The sequence below is a fragment of the Marinobacter sp. genome, assembly GCF_035268745.1.
Classification (GTDB): domain Bacteria; phylum Pseudomonadota; class Gammaproteobacteria; order Pseudomonadales; family Oleiphilaceae; genus Marinobacter.
The window spans coordinates 98,129-121,583 of the sequence record NZ_DATFKH010000120.1 but is presented as its reverse complement, the minus strand read 5'-3'; the positions used below and the strand labels follow the sequence as shown (position 1 = coordinate 121,583).

Below are 23,455 nucleotides of genomic sequence, written 5' to 3'. Positions count from 1 at the left end.
TTTGATGTATCGCCCTTTAATCTGTCTTATGACGCTGTTTTTTGCCGGCTGTGGCATTATTGACAGCGAACAGCTGTTCCGAAAATCCGTGGATCCACTCCAGGCGGAGCGTCAGGCCCTGTTTGATCAGCCTTATATCGACCCGTTAACCAATTACCTCATCGAGCATCAGGGTGATCCGGAGCGGGCATCGATACTGCCGGAAATCCGGCAGCAACGGGATTTGCGCTGCCAGGCGGTTGCCGAAGAATACGCTGAGGAACCGGCCATCCGCGCCTTGCTTGAACGCTATAACCTTGGTTACGGCTACTCCTGTCCTGAACAGGTTGCTGAATTCGCGAAACGGGTCAATCAGCAGCGCGCCAGACAGAAAGCAGTGCCGGAACCGGTAGCACAGCCGCGGCCACCGGAACAGACAACGCCCGGCGAAACCGTCACCCCGACTGAAACCGAAGTCACCAGTGTCGACGAACCGCAGATTGCTGATCAGCTGCTGAGTGACTGCTACCTGTTGACCAGCATCCGGAATTACAGCACCGCCAGAAAAGCCTGCAGAGAACCGGCTGATCAGGGCGACCTGCGATCCCAGGTGAATATGGCCAGGATTGCGTTTGTCCTGGAAGACTACAACGATGCGCTAAGATGGGCCCGGAAGGCCGCGCCCGCCTCTGGTGAAGCCGCTTTGCTGCTGGGTTACATGTATGCTCGTGGTAAAGGTGTCGGCCAGAACATGGATCAGGCTGTACACTGGTTCAATGAATCCGCAAAGCTGGGGAACAAGGACGCTCAAGCAGCTATAGATCAGTACCGTTAAAATGCTTGAGGATAGTCATTAATGCCGGGGACGCCATTCAGCCACCGAATGGACCAGAGAAACGTGTCGTCGCGTCAGTCCGTCATGTGGATGCTGGTGTTTTTGTTGCTCGTGTTTATCGTCGGCATGTTCACGCTGTCAACCCTGAATCTGAATTATTCCAGAGAAGCCCTTTCCGATATCCGCCGCCAACAGATCACGGAAGTGGTTGGAGCGGGCCTGTCGCGAATCAATGCCCGGCAAACCGCGCTGGCAAGTCATACAATCACTCTGGCCAACGTGGGAGAGAGCTTCCATGAAATGCTGGCAAGCGGGTTTTCCGGAATTGGTCAAGCAGCGTTGCGAACCCGGCTGGAAAATTCGATCAGAGCGCATACCAGGGATTTTCAGGGGGCCGGGGGCGCCGGCTTGTGGTTTGAACCCGGCTTCTTGGCAGCACCGGATTCCAGTTACATGCCTTATTTTATTTCCGGTGAAAATGATGACCGCCTGACCAGGCTGAATACCGAAGAGCGTTATGGCCATTATCGCAACGCCCCCTGGTTTGATCGCACTCTCGGGCCCCAGTGGTCCGGCGAGGCGAAAAATGCCGGGAAAGTATACTGGTCTCCGGTTTATTTTGATCTGACCACCGAAAGAGCCGTGTTGAGCGTGGCCAGTCCGATGTTTGATAGCGAGGGAGAATTGCTGGGGGTAGCCACGACAGCCTGGGGTGCCGACCAGATTATCGATATTGTCAGCGGGGTCACTGCGACTGAAAACAGCTTTGCCTTCCTGAATGACCGCAACAACCGTAATCTTTCCAGCCTCAGTCAGGGCGAGGATACCCGCAAGCACCAGGTCCTGATCGACGCCATTCTGGCTCTGGAGTTGTCAACTGATATAACCGGACCGTCCGCGCAAGGCGAGCCTGAAACCCTTAAAACCCGGCGTCTGAATGTCGGTGGCGAGAACATAGAACTCTATTACGCAGCAACCGCCGGAGGCATGATTTACGGCGCCGGTGTTCCGGTAGATGAAATCAATGCGGTGCTTCGTCCCATGGAACGTATCAACTACAGGATTCTGGTGGGTACGGTATCAGCCATGCTGCTGTTGAGCTTTTACCTGCTGTACAGGATCGTCCAGCTGATCCGTGAATTACAGGCATCCTACACCGACGCCCTTACCGGCCTGCCGAACCGGGCCCGTCTGCTACGGGATCTGGAGAGCCTTAATGCCGCCTCACTGCTGATTATCAACCTCGATCGCTTCAACCAGATCAACAGTCTGTTTGGCAATGAGTGCGGAGACCATGTTCTGCTTGAAATCTCCAACCGGTTGATCGCGTTCGGCTCTGGCTCCAGCGGTGAGATCACCCGGGTGTACCGGCTTCCCGGCGATGAGTTTGCCATTCTGGCAACAGCGATGGCGCCGCAGGATGTTCACCAGCTCGCCGGGCAGTTGCGGGCGCTGATTACAGTTGAACGGGTTTACTGGCAGCACCAGCAACTGCCGGTAGATGTCAGTATAGGTATCGCCATGCGCAGCCGCCGCAAACCCGAAGACGCGGCCGACCAGTTGGTCAGCCAGGCAAAAGTAGCCGTGTTGCAGGCTCGTGAACAGGGCCGCCACCACCTGTTGTACGATCCGTCAGTGGGAGTTGAGGAAAACTACGAGAACAATCTTTACTGGGCTGATCGCCTGAAGGAAGTGCTGGACCATGACCGCCTCGTCCCCTGGTTTCAGCCGATTCATGACAATCACAGCGGCCGGATCACCAAATATGAGTGTCTGGTAAGAATGATAGAGCCCGACGGTACTGTGATCAGTGCCGGACGGTTTATCGATATCGCCAACAAATTGCGACTCAACCGGCGAATTACCGAGTTGATGATCACCAAATGCTTTGCCCGTTTCATTGACCGTGACGATGAGTTTTCGATCAATCTGTCCTACGCTGATATCACCGAGCCCGAAACCGTTGGTCAGATTCTGACGGCGCTGGAGTCTTCGGGTATAGGAGAACGGGTTATTTTTGAACTTCTGGAATCTGACAGTATCTCCAGTTACGACCATATCCATGGTTTTATCGAGCAGGTGAAACCGTTCGGCTGTCGGGTAGCCATCGACGATTTTGGTACCGGTTATTCAAATTTCGCCCACCTGTCAAGCCTCAACGTGGACTACATCAAGATCGATGGCAGTCTGATCCGTAACCTTGACGCTGATAATACCGCCTTCCTGGTAACCAGCGGCATTGTTCAGTTTGCCCGCAGCCTGAACATGAAGACGGTGGCCGAGTTTGTCCACAATGAATCGGTACAGGCCAGGGTCCGGGAGTTGGGCATTGATTTTTCCCAGGGTGAGTACTTCAGCATGCCCGTACCCGAGCCTGACGATCAGGCCGGTCGCTAAAGCCCGGTTTGCCGTTGCCGTTTGCTTCAGTTTGCAGCCGGGACAGGCATTCTGCCGGGCCGGACCACAGCCTGATGTGCTGATCGAATCAGCGACAACCGGCGTATTCCCATGGATCTAAGCAATAATACAGTGTGGGAGTCTGAAATCATGCAAACAAGCCGTGGAAGCCTGTTCTCTGATAGCCTGGTAACCCGTCTCAGGTTAGTGTTGGCGACACTGGTGGCTGGCGCTGTGCTTGCCGGTTGCGCCGGCCCCGGGCTCGATGATTACAGCGACATGGAGCCTGAACTGATCCCCCAGACTTTTTTTGACGGTGAACTGTCTGCCCGGGGAGTGGTCAAAAACAGGTCGGGTGAAGTGATAAGAACATTCGATGCTGACATTTCTGCAAGCTGGAACAGTCAGGGTGTCGGAACCCTGGATGAGGTTTTCCGGTTTGACGATGGCGAAGTCCAGACCCGGGTCTGGACTCTGACCCCCAACAATGACGGCACCCTGCACGCGGATGCCGGTGATGTAGTGGAGCCGGGTACCATGCGTTGGCAGGGTAACGCCATCAATATGAATTACGTGCTGCGGGTGGCTTATGGCGATGGTGATAACTCCATTGACGTAAGCATGGATGACTGGATGTACCTGGTCACTCCGGATACTCTGATTAACGAAACTACCATGACCAAATGGGGGTTTGACGTTGGTGAAATTGTCCTGGTGATTCAAAAGCGATGACCTTGAGGCGGAACTGACGAATGGCAAAACAGTGGATGATTGCTCTGGGGCTTCTGTTGCTGGCGTTCGGCGGCATTTTCGCCTGGAATGAGCTGAGCCTGGAAACGGCGGCAGAAAATCAGCGTCAGCGCCCGCCGAGCAAGGTTAATGTGATCAGTCCGACCATGGATGTGGTGACCGATTCGGTCAGTGCCGTTGGCAGCCTGAGAGCCCGGGACCAGATTTCACTGACTACCGAAGTCAGTGGCCGGGTCGTGGAGCTGAACCTGAATGCCGGCAGTCGTGTTGCCGAAGGCGAACTTCTGCTGCGGCTGGATGACCGTCAGGCCCGGGCGGACCGGCAGGTCGCCGAAGTAACGCTTGCCGACGCCCGGCGCCAGCTGGAGCGGGCACAGAGGCTGGAATCCAACAACAGTATTTCCCGGTCGCGGGTGGATGAACTTCGGACTGCGGCGGACGTAGCCCGTGCCCGGATGGCATCCGCCCAGACCCGGATAGATAATCACCGTATCGAGGCTCCTTTTGCCGGTGTTATCGGCCTGAACGATATCAGCATGGGGGCCTATCTGAGCGCAGGTTCGCAAGTTGCCACGCTGGATTCGACCGGTCGAATGGAACTGGGTTTTGCTGTTCCGGAAAAGTTTCTCGGCCAGATCCGTCCGGGTCAGGCGGTTCGGGGCCATACTCCGGCCTACCCCGGTGAACAATTTGCCGGCGAACTGGTGGAACTGGGCACCCGCATCAACGAACTCAGCCGCACCCTGCCGGTGCGGGCGCTGGTGAATAATCCCGACGGCAAGCTCCGTCCCGGCCAGTTCATGGCTGCCAGCCTGACGCTACGCCAGCGCGAGGCACTGATCATTCCGGAACAGGCGGTAATAATCCGTGGCGACGAAACTTACGTGTTCGTGGCAAATGACGGTGTCGCCAGGCGTATGGCGGTAGAGCTCGGCTCCCGTTCGCCCGGTGTCGTCGAGGTGGCATCGGGTCTGACTCCGGAAGATCAGGTCATTGTCACCGGCCAGGATCGCCTCAGCAGTGGCGATCGCATCGAAGTGGTAGAGGATATTACCGCCATTCCCGATAACCGGTTTGCCGACGCCGGGAAATCCTGACCCATGATCCTCTCCGACATTGCCATCAAACGGCCGGTCTTTGCCACGGTCATCAGCCTGCTGATCCTGGTGTTCGGGCTGGCGGCCCTGCAAGGTCTGCCAGTGCGGGAATATCCCGACATTGACCCGCCAGTGGTGTCTATTTCCACCGATTACACCGGGGCAGCTGCAGAAGTGGTTGATACCCAGATCACCCAGGTGATCGAAGGCGCCATCAGTGGTATCGAGGGCATCCGCTCCATAGAATCGAGCACGGAACAGGGTGAATCCAGGACCTCGATTGAATTCAACACCTCCCGCAATATTGATATTGCCGCCAACGATGTCCGTGATGCGGTATCCCGGGTAGCAAATGCCCTGCCTCAGGAAGCAGACTCACCCCGGGTGCGTAAGGCCGATTCGGACGCCCGTCCGATGATGTGGCTGTCGCTGCGCAGCGATGTCTGGGACAGTGCCGAACTCAGTGACTTCGCCGAACGGGTACTGGTTGACCGGCTGTCCGTGCTGGACGGTGTGGCCAGTGTGCGCATCGGCGGCGAACGCCGTTATGCAATCCGTATCTGGCTGGACCGGGAGCGCCTGGCGGCGCGGGACATCACCGTTGCCGAAGTCGAGCAGGCCCTGCGCACCAATAATGTGGAATTGCCCGCGGGTTCGGTGGAATCCTCAACCCGGGATTTTACCGTCCGGGCCCAGGGCCGCATGTCTGGTGTGGATGAATTCCGCAAGCTGGTTATCCGGCGGGATGGTAACGAGCTTTTGCGCCTTGGTGAGGTGGCCAATGTAGCAATGGGCGTGGAATCCGACGTCAGCCGCCTGCGGTTCAACGGCCAGACCGCAGTGGGGCTTGGGGTTATCCGGCAATCAAAATCCAACACCGTGGCGGTGTCGGACCTGGTTCGCGCGGAACTGGACCGGATTCGCGAAACTCTGCCACCGGAAGTGAACATCGCCCAGAGCTATGATGAATCCATTTTTATCCGGGCGTCGATCCGCGAAGTCGGCTTTACCCTGGCTATTGCGGTGTCTCTGGTCATTCTGGTGATTTTCATGTTTCTGCGGTCCTGGCGGGCGACACTGATTCCGGCGGTTACCATCCCGGTGGCTGTGATCGGGGCGTTTATCGGCCTCGGAGCCCTGGGTTTCTCGATCAATGTGCTGACCCTGCTGGCGGTTATACTGGCGATCGGGCTGGTGGTGGATGATGCCATCGTGATGCTGGAGAACATCCAGCGCCGGATAGATAACGGTGAGCCCCCGTTATTGGCAGCCTATCGTGGTGCCAGGCAGGTAGCCTTTGCTGTCATCGCCACCACCCTGACCCTGATTGCGGTATTCGTGCCGATTTCGTTTATGGGCGGCAACGTCGGGCGACTGTTTGCCGAGTTCGGTTTCACCCTGGCTGCGGCCGTGGTGTTCTCCAGTATTGTAGCGCTGACACTGACGCCCATGTTGTGCTCCAAATGGCTCCGGCGCAGCCCGCAAACCGAGGAGGGTCACCGGTTATGGGCATTCAGCGAACGGGTGCTCAATGGCCTGACCCGCGGTTATGAGCGGCTGCTGAAGTTTTCCCTGCGCCAGCCGGGACTCCTGCTGGGACTTGGTCTGGTCGGGCTGTTGATGGCGGTAGTGGTTTTCCCGAAACTGCCTCAGGAACTGGCTCCGACAGAAGACCGGGGTATTATCATCATGCCCACCAGCGCACCCCGTGGGTCGACCGTCGAATACACCGACCACCATGTCCGCAAGGCGGAGGAAAAGCTGATTCCGTATCTGGAACGCGGAGACGCAACGCGGCTGCTGTCGATTGTCGGCTGGCGTAACGAAAGTGACAACGCCTTCATGATCATGGGGCTGGCGCCCTGGGATGAACGCGAGGTGAAGCAGCAGGCCATCACCAGTGAGATCCGGGGCAAGCTGGCAGATGTGCCCGGCATCCGATCGGTGGCGGTAAACCCGCCAGGGCTTGGCCAGCGCGGATTCAGCCAGCCCATCGAATTCGTGATTGGCGGGCCCGATTACCAGTCGGTCCAGGCCTGGAGTGAGGAAATTGTCGAACGGGCGAAAGCCAATCCGAATCTCCTGAGTCTGCAGACCGATTTCGAACTCACCCGACCGGAGCTGAACGTCAGTATTGACCGCGAACGCGCCGCGGATCTTGATATTACCGTACAGGATGTAGGCCTGACCCTGCAGACCATGCTGGCATCCCGTGAGGTAACCACCTATCTTGACCGGGGCCGGGAGTATGACGTGATCCTGCAGGCTGCCGAGCGGGACCGGTCAAGCCCCGGTGATCTGGGCCGGATATTCCTGCGGCCAAGGCAGGGCGGCCAGCTGATTCCGCTGGAAGCACTGGTATCGGTAAAGGAAGTGGGCGCGAACCCTGATTTGCGACGCATTGACCGGCTCCCGGCGGTGGTGATCAGCGGGTCACTGGCTGATGGTTATGACCTGGCATCGGCGCTGGATTATCTGAGCACACTGGCGCTGGATAATCTGCCACCGGAAGCCCGGATGAGTTATAAAGGACTGAGTCGTGAATTCCAGGATTCCTCAAACGCTATCTACCTGACCTTTGCCCTGGCTTTTGTCATTGTTTTCCTGGTGCTGGCCGCGCAGTTCGAGAGCTGGATACACCCGCTGATCATCATGCTGTCGGTTCCGCTGGCAGTCACAGGAGCCCTGTTCGCACTGCTGTTTTCAGGCATCACCCTGAATATATACAGTCAGATCGGCATCATAATGCTGCTGGGGCTGATGGCGAAAAACGGCATTCTGATTGTGGAATTCGCCAATCAGCTCCGGGACAAGGGTTACGAGGTTAAAGAGGCCATTCTGGAGGGCGCCGTGCTGCGGTTCCGGCCAGTGCTGATGACCACCATATCCACCGTGTTCGGGGCAGTGCCGCTGGTGCTGGCAACGGGGGCCGGCGCCGAAAGCCGGGCTTCCATAGGCATCGTGATTCTGGGCGGCCTGATCTTTGCCACCACGCTGACCCTGTTTATTATTCCGGTGCTCTATAACCTGCTGGCGCGCTTTGCCAGGTCCAGTAATGCCGTCGCGATCGAGCTGGACAGACAGGCCCGGGACACTGCCGGCAGCCGGGGCATAACCTCTGCGCCCCAGTCCCGGCATGAAGACCGGTTCTAGCAACGGAGGCCGGGCTCCCTGTGGATAAATTACTGCACAACCTTAGGATAAACCCGGGCCATTTCTGTTTGTAGCTATTAAAATCAATAACCTGGTCAAATATTTGAGGTCTGCGAAGCTATCGGCAACTGTGGATAACTTTTTGAAAGTTATCTGAACAGATTTCTTCAAGCCCCTGAAAATGGTCGGATTTCGGTAATTGCTGACAACAGCCTCTGGTTAAAATTTGCACATTCTGACTGCAATTTTCCGGATGAAGCGTTATACTCGCTGCCCCGTTTTCCGACCGGTTTGTTCGAGGTGATGTAGTGGAATATCCAACGCGTTTTGATGTCATTGTCATTGGCGGCGGCCATGCCGGTACCGAGGCGGCGCTGGCGGCCGCGCGTATGGGTTCACAGACACTGCTGCTGACTCACAACATCGAAACTCTCGGGCAGATGTCATGCAATCCCGCAATCGGTGGTATTGGGAAAAGCCATCTGGTGAAAGAGATCGATGCGCTTGGTGGCGCGATGGCAACAGCCACTGATCTGGCCGGCATCCAGTTCCGGGTGCTGAACAGTCGTAAGGGACCAGCCGTGCGGGCAACCCGCGCCCAGGCCGATCGTGTACTTTACAAGGCGGCGATCCGCGAGATTCTGGAAAACCAGCCGAACCTGACACTGTTCCAGCAGGCGGCGGATGATCTTATTGTCGAAGGCGAACGGGTGACGGGTGTCGTTACCCAGTCCGGCATTCGCTTCCGCGCGCCCACCGTGGTCCTGACCACTGGCACCTTCCTCGGTGGCGTGATTCATATCGGTATGGAAAAGCATGCGGGTGGCCGTGCCGGTGATGCCCCGGCGAATGCCCTGGCGCAGCGTTTGCGGGAACTGCCGTTCAACGTTGGCCGGCTGAAAACCGGGACGCCACCGCGGCTTGACGCGCGCAGCGTGGATTTTTCTGCCATGCAGCAGCAGTGGGGCGATGACCCGGCACCGGTGATGTCCTTTGTCGGCTCCCGGGACCAGCACCCGCAGCAGGTCTGCTGCTATGTCACCCGTACAACCGGGCAGACCCACGACATCATCCGCAGCGGATTTGAGCGCTCCCCCATGTTTGCAGGCAACATCGAAGGGATCGGGCCACGTTATTGTCCTTCCATCGAGGACAAGGTAAACCGGTTTGCCGACAAGGATTCGCACCAGATCTTTGTCGAGCCGGAAGGGCTGACGACCAATGAGCTGTATCCCAACGGTATCTCCACCAGTCTGCCGTTCGATATTCAGCTGGCCGCCGTGCGCAGTATTCCCGGCTTCGGGAATGCCCACATTACCCGTCCGGGCTATGCCATCGAATATGATTTCCTGAACCCGCAGGATCTGCGCCACACCCTGGAAACCAAATTTATCCGCGGTCTTTACTTTGCCGGTCAGATCAACGGCACCACCGGTTATGAAGAAGCCGGTGCCCAGGGTCTTCTGGCCGGTATCAACGCCGCCCTCCAGGCCCAGGAAAAAGATGCCTGGTATCCCCGTCGCGACGAAGCCTATCTGGGCGTTCTGGTGGACGATCTTATCACCATGGGCACGTCCGAGCCCTACCGGATGTTCACCAGCCGTGCCGAGTATCGCCTGATCCTGCGGGAAGACAATGCTGATCTTCGCCTTACCGAGACCGGTCGCAAGCTGGGTCTGGTGGACGACCATCGCTGGCAGGCGTTCAGTAGCAAACGCGAGGCAATAGCAGCGGAACGGATTCGCCTGGATTCTACCCGGGTTCATCCGGGCACCGCCGCTGGCGATACCGCAAACCGTTTTCTGCGGCAGCCGATGAGCCGCGATCAGTCACTGGCCGAGCTGCTGCGCCGGCCGGAAATCAGTTACCGCCATGTCGCTGAAATGGCCGAAGGCCAGGCCGAAGACCCCTGCGTCGCCGATCAGGTTGAGATCGAGATCAAATACGAAGGTTACATTTCCCGCCAGGCGGGTGAAATCGAACGCCTGCGCCGGAACGAAAATACTCCACTTCCGGACGATCTCGATTTCGACAGTATTGGCGGCCTTTCCAATGAAATCCGCCAGAAGCTGAAAGCGGTGCGGCCGGAAACGGTCGCCCAGGCGTCACGGATTCAGGGAGTGACGCCGGCGGCTATCTCGCAGGTTCTGGTACATCTCAAAAAGCGCGATCTGCTGCGTAAACAGTCCGCCTGAGTCTGCTCATGAGCGGAGCACTGTGGCAGAACCAGCTTTCCCGGGGCCTGGCGGATATGGGTCTGGCACTGGATGAATCGAGCCAGCAACAGCTGCTGGGATTTCTGGCGCTGCTGACCAAATGGAACCGCGCCTACAATCTCACTGCGGTCCGGGATCCGAACCGGGTGGTCTCGCGACAGCTTCTCGACAGCCTCAGTATTCTTCCGTTTGTCACCGCCGATCATCTGCTGGATGTCGGCGCCGGTGGTGGTCTGCCAGGAATTCCGCTGGCGATCGCGCGGCCGCAGTCCCGGTTTACGTTGCTGGATAGTAACAGCAAGAAAACCCGGTTTCTGACCCAGTGCCTGGTGGAGCTGGGTCTTGAGAATGTTGAGGTTATTCACGGCAGGGCCGAGCAGTACCAGCCGCCGCAGCCATTCCGGCAGATCAGCAGCCGTGCCTTTACTGCCCTCGACAATATGGTCCGCTGGTGTGGAGAATTGCTGGCAAATGACGGTGAGTTCCTTGCCATGAAAGGCCGGTTTCCGGATGATGAAGTGGCGTCATTGCCCGAACCCTGGTACGTGGCGGAGCAGCAGGTGTTATCCACTCCCGGCGCTGACGGCGACCGGCATCTGTTGATCGTTCGACGAAAACCGTAATCCGAGTTCCAAAAACAGGAGGCGAGTCATGGCACGCGTAATAGCGGTGACCAATCAAAAAGGCGGTGTCGGTAAAACGACCACCTGCGTCAATCTGGCTGCGTCCCTGGCTGCTACCAAGCGTCGTGTTCTGCTGGTGGATATGGATCCGCAGGGCAACGCGACCATGGGCAGTGGTGTCGACAAGAACTCGCTCAGACTCTCGGGTTACGACATGCTGACCAGGCGCAACACCGCCGCCGAGGTGATATTCCACATCGACGCGTCCGGTTTCGACATACTTCCGGCGAACGGCGATCTGACGGCAGCCGAGGTTGAACTGATGAACGAAATCGGTCGCGAACACCGCCTTCGGCTGGCGCTCAATTCTGTTCGTGAACATTACGATTATGTCCTGATTGACTGCCCACCCTCGCTCAACCTGCTGACAGTGAACGCGCTGTCGGCGGCCGATACCGTGCTGATTCCCATGCAATGTGAATATTATGCGCTGGAAGGCCTGGCAGCCTTGATGAACACGGTTGAACAGATTCAGGAAACCGTCAATCCGGAGCTTCAGATCGAAGGCATCCTGCGCACCATGTATGACCCGCGCAACAGCCTGACGCTGGACGTCTCGGGCCAGCTGAGCGAATTTTTCGGTGACCGGGTTTATGGCGCCGTTATTCCCCGTAACGTGCGGCTCGCCGAGGCGCCGAGCTATGGCATGCCGGCATTGCATTACGACCGGACCTCCAAGGGCGCGGTGGCCTACCTGGCACTGGCGGGCGAAATGGTGCGGCGCCATGGCATGAAAAAGACATCCGACCCGGTTGCCGTGTAGACTATGCGGCTCGCACTTGATCACAACCCACAAAGACAGCAGTCTTATCAGGACGAATGACAGACACCATGGCGGCGAAGAAACGAGGACTGGGTGAGCGTGGCTTAGGCGCACTGCTTCAGGGATCCAGGGTCAATCTCGATCAGGACGTGAAAGATCACGACGGCGAGTTGCGTGAAATACCGGTGGATCTTATCCAGCGTGGTCGGTTCCAGCCCCGTCGCGATATGGACCCCGCTACGCTCCAGGAACTGGCGGACTCCATCCGCCAACAGGGTGTCATGCAACCGGTGGTTGTTCGCCCGATTTCCGAAGGCCGGTTCGAACTGATTGCCGGTGAGCGCCGCTGGCGAGCCACCCAGTTGGCGGAACTGGACCGTATTCCGGCCATTATCCGTGACGTCCCGGATGACGCCGCCATTGCCATGGCGCTTATCGAAAATATCCAGCGCGAAAACCTCAATCCGATTGAAGAAGCTTTCGCTCTCCAGCGCCTGCAGAACGAGTTCGGCCTGACCCAGAACCAGGTTGCCGAAGCTGTTGGCAAATCCCGCACCACAATCACCAACCTGCTCAGACTGATCAGCCTGTCCGAGGATGTCCGGGTCATGCTGGAGCATGGCGATCTTGAAATGGGCCACGGGCGGGCTATGCTTACCCTGGAGCCGGAGCAGCAGATGCAGGTGGCGCGACAGGTTGTTGCCCGATCCCTGTCAGTACGTCAGACCGAGGCGCTGGTGCGTCAGGTGCAGGAGAAAAAACCGGATAACAAGCCAAAAGGCCAGATTGATCCCAACATCCGCGCTTTGCAGGATGACCTGGCGGAGCGGCTCGGGGCCAGGGTGTCCATTGCTCATGGTCAGCGCGGCAAGGGCAAGCTGGTCATCGAATACACGTCGCTGGACGAGTTGGATGGTATTCTGGGCCACATCAGGTAAGGCGCTGGTTATCCATTCATCAGATTTTCCGGCCGGTTCTATTGAACAGCCATCTTTAAACACATATAATTCTGCGCGCTTGCAGTAACTCCTGGGGTTTGCCGGCAGTAATACAGAGGTCGAGTATCGAGAACCCGTGTCAGGCTGTTGCAATGCCCAGAGTCAAGAAGCGGATTACCCGGTTGCCGTTTATCCAATGGTTGGCAGCCGAGCTTGGCCTGATCGGTCTGGTCAGTCTTTGCTGGAGTTTCGAGAGTCGTTTGGCTGGTTATTCCGCCCTGACGGGTGGTCTTATCTACATCATACCAAACGCGTATTTTGCTCACCGGATGTTCCGGTTTGAGGGCGCCCGGCAGGCGGCGCTGGTAGTGGGCAACATGTTCAGGGCCGAGTCGATCAAACTGGCGCTGACAGCCGTCTTTTTCGCGGCCGTTTTCATCTTAATGGAGCCAGTACACGTACCGGCTTTGTTATTCACTTTTGCTGTGATGGTTGCGATGAGCCCGCTTCTGCGCTGGTTTATCCGGCCCCGACCACAGCGATGACTGGACGAGAGCAGTATGGCAGCTGATACCCCAGTAGAATACATAAAGCACCACCTGACCAACTTGACATACGGCAAGTTGCCAGCAGGTTATGAGCGTGCCGACGGCACAGTGGTCGAAGAGGCAACCTGGACCATGGCCCGCACCGGCCAGGAAGCTCTGGACATGGGTTTCATGGCGATTCACGTGGATACCATGGGCTGGTCTGTTGCTGTTGGCCTGCTGTTCCTTGGCCTGTTCGGGTATGTGGGAAAAAGGGCGACGACGGATACACCCTCCGGCCTGCAGAACTTTGTCGAAATGACCATCGAGTTCATCCAGAACATCGTGCGCGATGTATTCCATGGCAGGAACCCGATCATCGCACCACTGGCCCTGACCATGTTCGTCTGGATCCTGATGATGAATACCCTGAAGCTGGTACCGGTGGACTATATACCGTCGATCGCCCATGCCATGGGGCTGGAATACTTCAAGATCGTGCCGACCACCGATCCCAACGGTACCTTCGGTATTGCCATTGGCATATTCTTCCTCATTCTTTTCTACAGCTTCAAAGTGAAAGGGCCGGGCGGCTTTGCCAAGGAGCTTTCATTTACACCCTTTAATCACTGGTCGCTGGTGCCATTCAATCTGGTGCTTGAGCTGCTCGCGCTGATCATCAAGCCGCTGAGCCTGGCACTGCGTCTGTTTGGTAACATGTACGCCGGTGAGGTCATATTCATCCTGATTGCGTTGTTACCATTCTGGATCCAGTGGACCCTGAACGTTCCCTGGGCCATATTCCACCTTCTGGTAATAACGCTGCAGGCTTTTATCTTTACAACACTGGCTGTGGTTTACCTCAGCGCCGCACACGAAGATCACTGATAACCGATATAAAAAGCGAACCCTTAACTATCTGAGAAAACTGAGGAGTCTTCAATGGAAATGGTATTTATTGCAGCTGCACTGATCATCGGACTGGGCGCCCTGGGCGCTGGCATCGGTTTCGGTCTGCTTGGTGGCAAGCTGCTTGAGTCTACTGCACGTCAGCCAGAGCTTGGCAACCAGCTTCAGACCAAAGCCTTCATTATGGCCGGTCTGCTCGACGCCGTTCCCATGATTGGTGTTGGTATCGCGATGTACCTGATCTTCGTTGTTGCTGGTTAATCACCCGAAAGCTCCGGGTGCTGCTCTGCAATAAAGCAGCGCCCTGCTCTACGGACACCGGGACGCAACGAATAGCAAGAGGTACACCGCCGTGAATATAAACCTTACGTTAATAGGGCAAACGATTGCCTTCGCTATTTTCGTCTGGTTCTGCGTCAAATATGTATGGCCTCCGATTACCGAAGCCATGGCAGCGCGCCAGAAGAAAATTGCCGACGGCCTTTCTGCGGCAGATCGGGCATCCCTCGATCTTGAACTCGCGCAGGAAAAAGCCTCCAAGGAACTGCACAAAGCCAAAGAAGAATCGGCAGCCCTGATTGATCAGGCGAACAAGCGTGCCGCCCAGATCGTAGAAGCCTCCAAGGATGACGCTCGCAAGGAAGGCGAGAAGATTATCGAGCAGGCCAAGGCGGAAATTCAACAGGAGCGCGTTCAGGCTCGCGAGGCACTCAGGGCAGAGGTTGCGACCATTGCCATTGCCGGTGCTGAAAAGATTCTGGAAAGCTCTGTCGACGCCAAAGCTCACAGCAAGATGCTGGACAAGCTGGCGGCAGAACTCTAAGCGAGGGTCATCATGGCAGAACTGATTACGTTAGCCCGACCCTACGCGAAAGCCGTTTTTGATGCTGCGCAGGACCAGAAAGCCATCGATCTGTGGGATCAGGCACTGGCCTTTGTTGCGGCGGTCGCGGCTGACAAAGAGGTAAAGACGATTCTGGCCAAACCGGGCCTGTCTGAGCAGCGCAAGGCGGAGCTTTTCATCGATTGTTTCGAAGAGCCACTGCCGGAAGCACTCAGAAATTTCCTGTCGATTCTCGCTGAAAACAAACGGCTGGCGCTTTTGCCTGCGGTTTCCGAGTTGTTCAGCCTTTATCGTGCCGATCTTGAGCGCACGGTAAACCTGCAGGTCAGCACCGCATTCGAGCTGACCGAAGAACAGCAACAGAAACTGATTGACGCATTGTCCGGGAAACTGGAGCGCAAGGTAGAGCTTGAAACCTCGGTTGATCAGTCATTGATCGGTGGGGTGGTAGTACGCTCAGGCGACCTGGTTATCGACGCTTCAGTTCGTGGCAAACTGGCCAGAATGGCCAGCGCTATGGGCTCCTGATTTCAGCATAAGGTTTGAGGACAAAGGCATGCAGCAACTGAATCCATCCGAGATCAGTGACATCATCAAGAAGAGAATCGAAAAGCTCGATATCTCTTCGGAAGCAAAAAACGAAGGTACGATTCTTTCCGTCTCTGACGGTATCGTACGAATTCACGGACTCGCCGACGTTATGTATGGCGAAATGATTGAATTCGCCAACGGTGCCTTCGGCATGGCACTTAACCTGGAGCGGGACTCCGTAGGTGCCGTGGTACTGGGTGAATACGAAGATCTGGCAGAGGGCCAGAAAGTCCGTTGTACCGGCCGGATTCTTGAAGTCCCGGTTGGCCCGGAACTGCTGGGCCGGGTAGTTGACGGTCTGGGTAACACCATCGATGGCAAGGGTGATCTGGGCAACACCCAGACTGCCCCGGTTGAGAAGGTTGCGCCGGGGGTTATTGCACGTCAGTCGGTTGACGAGCCTGTCCAGACCGGCCTCAAAGCGATCGACACCATGGTGCCGGTTGGCCGTGGCCAGCGCGAGCTGATCATCGGTGACCGCCAGATCGGTAAGACCGCTGTCGCGATCGACGCAATCATCAACCAGAAGCATACCGGCATCAAGTGTATCTATGTTGCCGTCGGCCAGAAGCAGTCCTCGATTGCCGCGGTTGTCCGCAAGCTGGAAGAGCACGGCGCCATGGACCACACCATTGTGGTTGCCGCCGGTGCTGCCGACCCGGCTGCCATGCAGTTCCTGGCGCCATACTCCGGCACCTCCATGGGCGAATATTTCCGCGACCGTGGTGAGGATGCACTGATTGTTTATGATGACCTGTCCAAGCAGGCCGTTGCCTACCGTCAGATTTCTCTGCTGCTTCGGCGCCCGCCGGGCCGTGAAGCATACCCGGGTGACGTATTCTATCTGCACTCCCGTCTGCTGGAGCGTGCTTCGCGAATTAACGCCGACGAAGTTGAAAAGCTCACCAACGGTGAAGTGAAGGGCAAGACCGGTTCCCTGACTGCGCTGCCAATTATCGAGACCCAGGCCGGTGACGTTTCCGCGTTCGTACCGACCAACGTGATCTCGATTACCGACGGTCAGATCTTCCTCGAAACAAACCTGTTCAACTCTGGCATCCGCCCGGCCATGAACGCCGGTATCTCGGTTTCCCGGGTAGGTGGTTCAGCCCAGACCAAGATCATGAAAAAGCTGGGGGGTAACATCCGCCTGGCGCTGGCCCAGTACCGTGAACTGGCGGCTTTCGCCCAGTTCGCCTCGGATCTGGACGAAGCCACGCGCAAGCAGCTTGAGCACGGTCAGCGGGTAACGGAACTGATGAAACAGAACCAGTACAGCCCGATGTCCGTTGCTGAAATGGGTACCGTACTGTATGCAGCAAACGAAGGTTTCCTCGATGATGTCGAGGTTGACAACGTCGTCAAGTTCGAAGCCCAGCTTCTGGACTGGATGCACGCCGAGCAGAAAGACCTGCTCGACAAGATCGGCGCCGAAGGCAAGTACGACGATGACATCGTATCTGGCCTTAAAGCTGCTCTGGAGAAATTCAAGACCACTCAAAGCTGGTAACACGAAGGCCCGCCGCGGCGGGCTCTCTGGCCCACCTGAGTGTCTAACTTGAAAAGGCAGTGACTTATGGCCGCAGGCAAAGAAATACGCAACCAGATCGGCAGCATCAAGAGCACGCAGAAGATCACCAGCGCCATGGAAATGGTGGCTGCGAGCAAAATGCGCAAGGCTCAGGAACGCATGAAGGCAACTCGCCCCTATGCGGACAAGATGCGCCAGGTAATTGGACATATTGCGAAGTCCAACAAGGATTATGTGCATCCCTTCATGCGTGAGCGTGAGGTAAACCGTGTGGGTTACATCGTGATCTCCTCTGACCGGGGACTCTGCGGTGGCCTGAACGGTAACGCCTTCAAGCTGCTTGTACGGGAAATGAAGCAATGGAAAAAAGATGGTGTGGAGACCGATCTCTGCGCTATCGGGCAAAAAGGCGCTTCGTTTTTCCGCAATTATGGCGGCAACGTGGTTGCAGCTCTGACCCATCTGGGCGACAACCCCAGCGCAGAGAAGCTCATCGGTAATGTAAAGGTCATGCTCGACGCCTTCGAAGAAGGCAAGATTGACCGTCTTTTCATGATTTACAACGAGTTTGTAAACACCATGACCCAGGCACCAAAATCCGCGCAGCTTCTGCCCTTGCCTGAAGGTCCGGAGGAAGAAGTCGGTCACCAGTGGGATTACATCTACGAGCCTGATTCACGGCCCATTCTGGACGGGCTGCTGCCGCGTTATATCGAATCCCAGGTATATCAGGGCGTGGTAGAGAATCTGGCCTGCGAACAGGCAGCGCGGATGATTGCCATGAAGAGCGCGACAGACAACGCAGGCGACATCATTGACGAGCTTCAGCTGGTTTACAACAAGGCCCGTCAGGCAGCTATCACGCAAGAAATTTCAGAGATTGTGAGCGGCGCGGCTTCGGTATGATCCCGTCCGCAATCCTACTGGTTTTATTGACTATCAAGATAACGAGGAACCGAGCATGAGTAGCGGACACATCGTTCAGATCATAGGCGCGGTTATCGACGTGGAATTTCCACGTGACTCCGTTCCGGGCATTTACGACGCACTGCTGCTTGAAGGTGGTGATACAACTCTGGAAGTTCAGCAGCAGCTGGGCGACGGCATTGTTCGTACCATTGCCATGGGCAGCACCGAAGGCCTCAAGCGTGGCCTGAAAGCCGACAATACCGGCAAGCCAATTTCCGTCCCGGTTGGCACCAAGACCCTGGGTCGCATCATGGACGTTCTGGGTCGCCCCATCGACGAGCAGGGCGAGATCGGCGAAGAAGACCGCTGGGCTATCCACCGTAAGGCGCCGAGCTATGCCGATCAGGCCGCATCGGCTGACCTGCTGGAAACCGGCATCAAGGTCATCGACCTGATCTGCCCGTTTGCCAAGGGCGGTAAAGTCGGCCTGTTTGGCGGCGCCGGCGTTGGCAAGACCGTAAACATGATGGAACTGATCAACAACATCGCCAAAGAGCACTCCGGTCTCTCGGTATTCGCCGGCGTAGGTGAGCGTACCCGGGAGGGTAACGACTTCTACTACGAGATGAAGGAGTCCAATGTTCTGGACAAGGTCGCGATGGTATACGGACAGATGAACGAGCCTCCCGGAAACCGTCTGCGGGTGGCGCTGACCGGCCTGACCATGGCCGAGAAGTTCCGTGACGAAGGCCGTGACGTATTGCTGTTCGTTGACAACATCTACCGTTATACCCTCGCGGGTACCGAAGTGTCTGCACTTCTCGGACGCATGCCTTCCGCGGTAGGTTATCAGCCGACTCTGGCCCAGGAAATGGGTGAACTGCAGGAGCGTATTACCTCCACCAAGGATGGTTCCATCACCTCCATCCAGGCGGTTTACGTACCAGCAGACGACCTGACCGACCCGTCACCGGCGACCACCTTCTCGCACCTGGACGCCACTGTGGTACTGAGTCGTGATATCGCATCAAAAGGTATCTACCCGGCGATCGATCCGCTTGACTCCACCTCGCGCCAGCTTGATCCGCTGACGATCGGGCAGCAGCATTATGACGTTGCCCGGGGTGTTCAGAACGTACTTCAGCGTTATAAAGAGCTGAAAGACATCATTGCGATTCTGGGTATGGATGAGTTGTCGGAAGAAGACAAGCTGACCGTATCCCGGGCCCGTAAAATCGAGCGGTTCCTGTCACAGCCGTTCCACGTTGCTGAGGTATTCACCGGCTCTCCCGGTAAGTACGTGTCGCTGAAAGAGACTATTTCCAGCTTCGAAGGCATTCTGAACGGTGACTACGACGATATGCCGGAGCAGGCGTTTTACATGTGTGGCGGTATCGAAGAAGTGACCGAGAAAGCGAAGGCTATGAAAGAGAAGGAAGGAAAGAAGCAGTAAATCGTCTTTCCTTTCAGACTCAAGAGGCTTGAGATATGGCTATGACCGTTCATTGTGACGTCGTAAGTGCCGAAGAAAAGATTTACTCCGGGCTGGTCGAAATTTTGACAGCGACCGGCACCGAGGGTGAGATGGGTATCCAGTTCGGGCATGCGCCCCTGCTGACTGCGTTGAAACCAGGTGCCGTCAGGATCGTCAAGCAGGATGGTAAAGAGGAAATTCTGTACGTGTCCGGAGGTTATCTGGAAGTGCAGCCAAACCTTATTACCCTGATGGCCGATACCGCTGTCCGCGCCAAGGATGTGGACGAGGCAGCGGCGCTGGAAGCCCAGAACGAGGCAGAAAAGGCACTGGCAAATAAAACAGGTGAATTTGAATATTCGCGGGCTGCAACGGAGCTTGCCGAGGCTGCTGCGCAACTGCGAACCATTCAGAAGCTGCGCAACAGGGTCCGTTAAACCGGCTATCCGACTGTTCGCCGCCTGCACCGAATGAAGCCGCATCCATAAGGGATGGCGCGCCGGAAACCCTTCCGTCACGCTGTTCACCAAGGAGCGGCTTTTTTTTTGATATGGCAAAAGGTCCGTCCGGAGCGCGATTTATGAAGCCGCTACACGTTGTTATCCTGGCCGCGGGCCAGGGCTCCCGCATGAAATCCAGCCTTCCCAAGGTACTGCACCGGATCGCAGGAAAGCCCATGCTCCACCATGTCATGGATACCGCCCGAAAGCTCGGCGCCGAACGCATTCATGGTGTTATTGGTCACGGTGCCGATCAGGTCAAGGCGATTACCCAGGCAGAGGACGTGCAATGGGCCATGCAGGAACAGCAGCTGGGCACCGGACACGCTGTGGCCCAGGCGCTTGCCAACCTTCCGGATAACGGCTGCGTGCTTATTCTCTATGGCGATGTGCCGCTGACCCGGGCATCAACGCTGCAACAACTGGTGTCCAGAGTCACTGACCAGACCATCGGACTGTTAACGGTCACCCTTGACGACCCCACTGGCTATGGCCGGATCCTGCGGGATGATCAGGGCGCCGTAATCAGGATCGTTGAGCACAAAGACGCGACTCCGGACCAGAGGGCGATTACCGAGGTAAATACCGGCATACTGGCAGTGTCCGCCAGGCATCTGAAAACCTGGATACCCGAGCTGTCGAACGCCAATGCCCAGGGCGAATACTACCTGACGGATATTATCGCCATGGCCTCGAAGGCCGGTGTGGGGATCGAAGTGACCCAGCCGGATATCGGGTTCGAGGTTCAGGGTGTCAACAACCGCCTGCAGCTGGCAGGCCTTGAACGCTGGTATCAGCAACAGCAGGCCGAACGGTTGATGAGCGAGGGCGCCACCCTTGCCGATCCCGCCCGGGTCGATGTCCGTGGCGATCTGACCGTGGGCCAGGACGTGTTGATTGATATCAACGTCGTGTTTGAAGGCAAAGTAGCACTGGATTCCGGCGTCAGTGTCGGGCCGAACTGTGTGTTGCGTAACTGTCATATCGGCGCGGACAGCAGCATCGATGCCTGTTCAGTGATTGATGGCGCGACGGTGGGGCAACACGCCCGGATCGGTCCTTTCGCCCGGCTCAGGCCCGGCACCGAACTGGCAGATCACACCAGAGTCGGCAACTTCGTTGAAACCAAAAAGACGGTGGTGGGCGAGGGTAGCAAGATCAGTCATCTCAGTTACGTCGGTGATGCGTTACTGGGCAAAAATGTCAATGTGGGTGCCGGGACGATCACCTGCAATTATGACGGCGTCAATAAATACCGGACCAGTATTGGTGATGGGGTCTTTGTTGGCTCGAACACATCACTTGTCGCCCCGGTGTCATTGTCGGAGAATGCTACCATCGGAGCAGGTTCAACCATTACCCGCGATGTGGCTGAAGCCGAGCTTGCGGTTGCCAGAGGCAAGCAGCGCAATATTGCCGGTTGGCAGCGACCGGCAAAGCAGAAGTAAAGATCCGGCCAGCAGCCGGGGTAAACCACCACAGGTGCTAGTGTTATGTGCGGAATTGTAGGGGCAGTGTCGGAAAGGGACGTTCAGGGGATTTTGCTGGAGGGCCTGCGCCGGCTTGAATATCGCGGCTATGATTCTGCGGGTATGGCCGTGATCGACAGCCACAGCGCGCTTAACCGGGCCCGGGAAGTGGGCAAGGTCGCTGCCCTGGCGGAAACAGTCGGGGAATCCCCGCTGAGCGGTCATACCGGAATTGCCCATACCCGCTGGGCCACACATGGCGAACCATCCCGGATCAATGCCCACCCGCACATGTCCGGTGAGCGTCTGGCAATCGTCCACAATGGCATCATCGAGAACTATCAGGAATTGCGGGAAGAGCTGAAAGCCGACGGTTTTGAATTCACCTCGCAGACCGATACCGAGGTCATTGCCCACCTGATTGAGCAGCAGTACCGAAAGCCGGGGATCAGCAGTCTGTACGATGCGATGAAAGCGGCCATTGTTCATCTGCGTGGTGCCTTTGCCCTTGCGGTTGTCCATGCTGACGAACCGGATCACCTGGTCGTCTGCCGGGAGGGAAGCCCCCTGGTGGTCGGCATCGGCATTGGCGAAAACTTCATTGCCTCTGATCAGCTGGCGCTTTTGCCGGTGACTGACCGGTTCATGTTCCTCGAGGAAGGGGACATAGCCGATATCCGCCGGGACGGGATAAAGATCCAGGACCGTGATGGCAATGCGGCTGACCGGCCCATCAGCCGTTTTGAACACAGCACTGATGCTGCCGAGAAAGGCGAGTACCGGCACTTCATGCTCAAGGAAATCCATGAGCAGCCGCGGGTCATTCAGGCCACTACAGAAGGCCGTATCACCCAGAGCCGCGTGCTTGAGCAGGCGCTCGGCACCCAGGCGGGCAACCTCCTCGATAACGTCCGGCATGTCCAGATTATTGCCTGCGGCACCAGCTATCATGCCGGCATGGTGGCACGCTACTGGATTGAGGACCTGGCGGGCGTACCCTGTTCTGTGGAGGTCGCTTCCGAGTTCCGTTATCGCAAGCATGTCATCCAGCAGAACACCCTGTTCCTCTGTATTTCCCAGTCCGGGGAAACCGCGGATACTCTGGCGGCACTGCGCCAGGCCAAAAAAGCCGGTTTCCGTGCGGCCATGGCCATCTGCAATGTGCCGGGCAGCTCGCTGGTGCGGGAATCGGACCTGGTGATCATGACCCAGGCCGGCCCGGAAATCGGGGTGGCATCGACAAAGGCGTTCACGACACAGCTGACGGCCCTGCTGATCTTCACCCTGGCACTGGCCCGTCACAATGGTCTGGAAGAGGAGCGGGAAGCCGAGATCGTTCAGGCCATACGGCTGCTTCCGGGTCAGGTTGAGCAGATGCTGGCGCTGGACAGCCAGATCGCGGAAATGTCCCAGTCCTTCATCGACAAATACCACAGCCTGTTCCTGGGGCGGGGCGCCATGTTCCCGGTGGCACTGGAAGGAGCGCTGAAGCTGAAGGAAATATCCTACATCCACGCTGAAGCCTATCCGGCAGGAGAATTGAAGCACGGGCCGCTGGCACTGGTTGACAGTGAAATGCCGGTGGTAACGGTAGCGCCAAACAACGATCTTCTGGAAAAGCTGAAATCAAATCTGGAGGAAGTCCGTGCCCGCGGGGGACAGCTGTTCGTGTTCGCCGACAAGGCTGCCGGTGTTCGCGGCGAAGAAGGTCTGAGTGTCCTGGAAGTGCCTGCTGTTCACCCGATCACGGCACCTATCGTCTACACCGTGCCTTTGCAGTTGCTGTCCTATCATGTGGCTGTGCTCAAAGGCACGGATGTGGATCAGCCCCGCAACCTGGCGAAAAGCGTTACCGTCGAATAAGAGTTACAGACAGTAAGGCAAGATTGC

At 57.0% G+C, this 23,455-nt stretch carries 20 protein-coding genes; all 20 read left to right on the top strand.

Going from position 1 to position 23,455, the window contains the following annotated elements:
• The first annotated feature begins 4 nt into the window (after positions 1-4).
• The 20 genes from VJ956_RS09750 (at position 5) to glmS (ending at position 23,428) form a co-directional block, all read left to right on the top strand.
• A complete protein-coding gene (locus VJ956_RS09750; protein ID WP_324084244.1) occupies positions 5-814 on the top strand; it encodes a tetratricopeptide repeat protein in 810 nt (269 codons plus the stop codon).
• Between the two features lie 48 nt (positions 815-862).
• Positions 863-3,211 (top strand): bifunctional diguanylate cyclase/phosphodiesterase, encoded by a 2,349-nt coding sequence (locus VJ956_RS09745; RefSeq protein ID WP_324084242.1) that lies wholly within the window; start codon positions 863-865, stop codon positions 3,209-3,211.
• A 234-nt stretch (positions 3,212-3,445) separates the two neighbouring features.
• Entirely contained in the window at positions 3,446-3,943 is a 498-nt protein-coding gene (locus tag VJ956_RS09740) for a DUF3833 domain-containing protein (protein WP_324084361.1), read from the top strand.
• Positions 3,944-3,963: 20 nt separating this feature from the next.
• Positions 3,964-5,058, top strand: a complete 1,095-nt coding sequence (locus VJ956_RS09735) for an efflux RND transporter periplasmic adaptor subunit (RefSeq protein ID WP_324084241.1) — start codon at positions 3,964-3,966, stop codon at positions 5,056-5,058.
• A 3-nt stretch (positions 5,059-5,061) separates the two neighbouring features.
• On the top strand, positions 5,062-8,211 hold the full coding sequence (locus tag VJ956_RS09730) for an efflux RND transporter permease subunit (protein ID WP_324084240.1): 3,150 nt from the start codon (positions 5,062-5,064) through the stop codon (positions 8,209-8,211).
• Between the two features lie 263 nt (positions 8,212-8,474).
• A complete protein-coding gene (mnmG, locus tag VJ956_RS09725) occupies positions 8,475-10,406 on the top strand; it encodes a tRNA uridine-5-carboxymethylaminomethyl(34) synthesis enzyme MnmG (protein ID WP_414674424.1) in 1,932 nt (643 codons plus the stop codon).
• Positions 10,407-10,414: 8 nt separating this feature from the next.
• Complete coding sequence (gene rsmG, locus VJ956_RS09720) at positions 10,415-11,050, top strand: 16S rRNA (guanine(527)-N(7))-methyltransferase RsmG (protein WP_324084238.1); 636 nt, start codon at positions 10,415-10,417, stop codon at positions 11,048-11,050.
• Positions 11,051-11,078: 28 nt separating this feature from the next.
• Positions 11,079-11,873, top strand: a complete 795-nt coding sequence (locus VJ956_RS09715; RefSeq protein ID WP_324084236.1) for an AAA family ATPase — start codon at positions 11,079-11,081, stop codon at positions 11,871-11,873.
• A gap of 68 nt (positions 11,874-11,941) precedes the next feature.
• Entirely contained in the window at positions 11,942-12,811 is an 870-nt protein-coding gene (locus VJ956_RS09710) for a ParB/RepB/Spo0J family partition protein (protein WP_324084360.1), read from the top strand.
• A 152-nt stretch (positions 12,812-12,963) separates the two neighbouring features.
• Positions 12,964-13,356 (top strand): ATP synthase subunit I, encoded by a 393-nt coding sequence (locus VJ956_RS09705; protein ID WP_324084235.1) that lies wholly within the window; start codon positions 12,964-12,966, stop codon positions 13,354-13,356.
• 15 nt (positions 13,357-13,371) lie between these two features.
• Positions 13,372-14,226 (top strand): F0F1 ATP synthase subunit A, encoded by an 855-nt coding sequence (atpB, locus tag VJ956_RS09700; protein WP_324084233.1) that lies wholly within the window; start codon positions 13,372-13,374, stop codon positions 14,224-14,226.
• Between the two features lie 54 nt (positions 14,227-14,280).
• Positions 14,281-14,508, top strand: a complete 228-nt coding sequence (gene atpE / locus VJ956_RS09695; protein ID WP_027830230.1) for a F0F1 ATP synthase subunit C — start codon at positions 14,281-14,283, stop codon at positions 14,506-14,508.
• A 91-nt stretch (positions 14,509-14,599) separates the two neighbouring features.
• Positions 14,600-15,070: a F0F1 ATP synthase subunit B gene (locus tag VJ956_RS09690; protein WP_324084229.1), complete on the top strand. Its 471-nt coding sequence runs from the start codon at positions 14,600-14,602 to the stop codon at positions 15,068-15,070.
• Positions 15,071-15,082: 12 nt separating this feature from the next.
• Entirely contained in the window at positions 15,083-15,619 is a 537-nt protein-coding gene (locus tag VJ956_RS09685; protein WP_324084228.1) for a F0F1 ATP synthase subunit delta, read from the top strand.
• Between the two features lie 28 nt (positions 15,620-15,647).
• A complete protein-coding gene (gene atpA / locus VJ956_RS09680; protein WP_324084226.1) occupies positions 15,648-17,192 on the top strand; it encodes a F0F1 ATP synthase subunit alpha in 1,545 nt (514 codons plus the stop codon).
• 66 nt (positions 17,193-17,258) lie between these two features.
• Entirely contained in the window at positions 17,259-18,119 is an 861-nt protein-coding gene (gene atpG, locus VJ956_RS09675; RefSeq protein WP_324084224.1) for a F0F1 ATP synthase subunit gamma, read from the top strand.
• Between the two features lie 55 nt (positions 18,120-18,174).
• The gene (gene atpD / locus VJ956_RS09670) at positions 18,175-19,575 is read left to right on the top strand and encodes a F0F1 ATP synthase subunit beta (protein WP_324084222.1); all 1,401 of its coding nucleotides are present in this window, start codon (positions 18,175-18,177) and stop codon (positions 19,573-19,575) included.
• Between the two features lie 35 nt (positions 19,576-19,610).
• The gene (locus tag VJ956_RS09665) at positions 19,611-20,033 is read left to right on the top strand and encodes a F0F1 ATP synthase subunit epsilon (RefSeq protein ID WP_324084220.1); all 423 of its coding nucleotides are present in this window, start codon (positions 19,611-19,613) and stop codon (positions 20,031-20,033) included.
• 143 nt (positions 20,034-20,176) lie between these two features.
• Positions 20,177-21,544, top strand: a complete 1,368-nt coding sequence (glmU, locus tag VJ956_RS09660; RefSeq protein ID WP_324084218.1) for a bifunctional UDP-N-acetylglucosamine diphosphorylase/glucosamine-1-phosphate N-acetyltransferase GlmU — start codon at positions 20,177-20,179, stop codon at positions 21,542-21,544.
• A 45-nt stretch (positions 21,545-21,589) separates the two neighbouring features.
• Positions 21,590-23,428: a glutamine--fructose-6-phosphate transaminase (isomerizing) gene (gene glmS / locus VJ956_RS09655; RefSeq protein WP_324084217.1), complete on the top strand. Its 1,839-nt coding sequence runs from the start codon at positions 21,590-21,592 to the stop codon at positions 23,426-23,428.
• The last annotated feature ends 27 nt before the right edge of the window (positions 23,429-23,455 follow it).

Bases quoted from the DNA above. Each gene is read 5' to 3' on its own strand.
- VJ956_RS09750 (WP_324084244.1), top strand. From the start codon at position 5: ATGTATCGCCCTTTAATCTGTCTTATGACGCTGTTTTTTGCCGGCTGT.
- VJ956_RS09745 (WP_324084242.1), top strand. From the start codon at position 863: ATGGACCAGAGAAACGTGTCGTCGCGTCAGTCCGTCATGTGGATGCTG.
- VJ956_RS09735 (WP_324084241.1), top strand. From the start codon at position 3,964: ATGGCAAAACAGTGGATGATTGCTCTGGGGCTTCTGTTGCTGGCGTTC.
- VJ956_RS09730 (WP_324084240.1), top strand. From the start codon at position 5,062: ATGATCCTCTCCGACATTGCCATCAAACGGCCGGTCTTTGCCACGGTC.
- rsmG (WP_324084238.1), top strand. From the start codon at position 10,415: ATGAGCGGAGCACTGTGGCAGAACCAGCTTTCCCGGGGCCTGGCGGAT.
- VJ956_RS09715 (WP_324084236.1), top strand. From the start codon at position 11,079: ATGGCACGCGTAATAGCGGTGACCAATCAAAAAGGCGGTGTCGGTAAA.
- VJ956_RS09710 (WP_324084360.1), top strand. From the start codon at position 11,942: ATGGCGGCGAAGAAACGAGGACTGGGTGAGCGTGGCTTAGGCGCACTG.
- VJ956_RS09705 (WP_324084235.1), top strand. From the start codon at position 12,964: ATGCCCAGAGTCAAGAAGCGGATTACCCGGTTGCCGTTTATCCAATGG.
- atpB (WP_324084233.1), top strand. From the start codon at position 13,372: ATGGCAGCTGATACCCCAGTAGAATACATAAAGCACCACCTGACCAAC.
- atpE (WP_027830230.1), top strand. From the start codon at position 14,281: ATGGAAATGGTATTTATTGCAGCTGCACTGATCATCGGACTGGGCGCC.
- VJ956_RS09685 (WP_324084228.1), top strand. From the start codon at position 15,083: ATGGCAGAACTGATTACGTTAGCCCGACCCTACGCGAAAGCCGTTTTT.
- atpA (WP_324084226.1), top strand. From the start codon at position 15,648: ATGCAGCAACTGAATCCATCCGAGATCAGTGACATCATCAAGAAGAGA.
- atpG (WP_324084224.1), top strand. From the start codon at position 17,259: ATGGCCGCAGGCAAAGAAATACGCAACCAGATCGGCAGCATCAAGAGC.
- atpD (WP_324084222.1), top strand. From the start codon at position 18,175: ATGAGTAGCGGACACATCGTTCAGATCATAGGCGCGGTTATCGACGTG.
- VJ956_RS09665 (WP_324084220.1), top strand. From the start codon at position 19,611: ATGGCTATGACCGTTCATTGTGACGTCGTAAGTGCCGAAGAAAAGATT.
- glmU (WP_324084218.1), top strand. From the start codon at position 20,177: ATGAAGCCGCTACACGTTGTTATCCTGGCCGCGGGCCAGGGCTCCCGC.
- glmS (WP_324084217.1), top strand. From the start codon at position 21,590: ATGTGCGGAATTGTAGGGGCAGTGTCGGAAAGGGACGTTCAGGGGATT.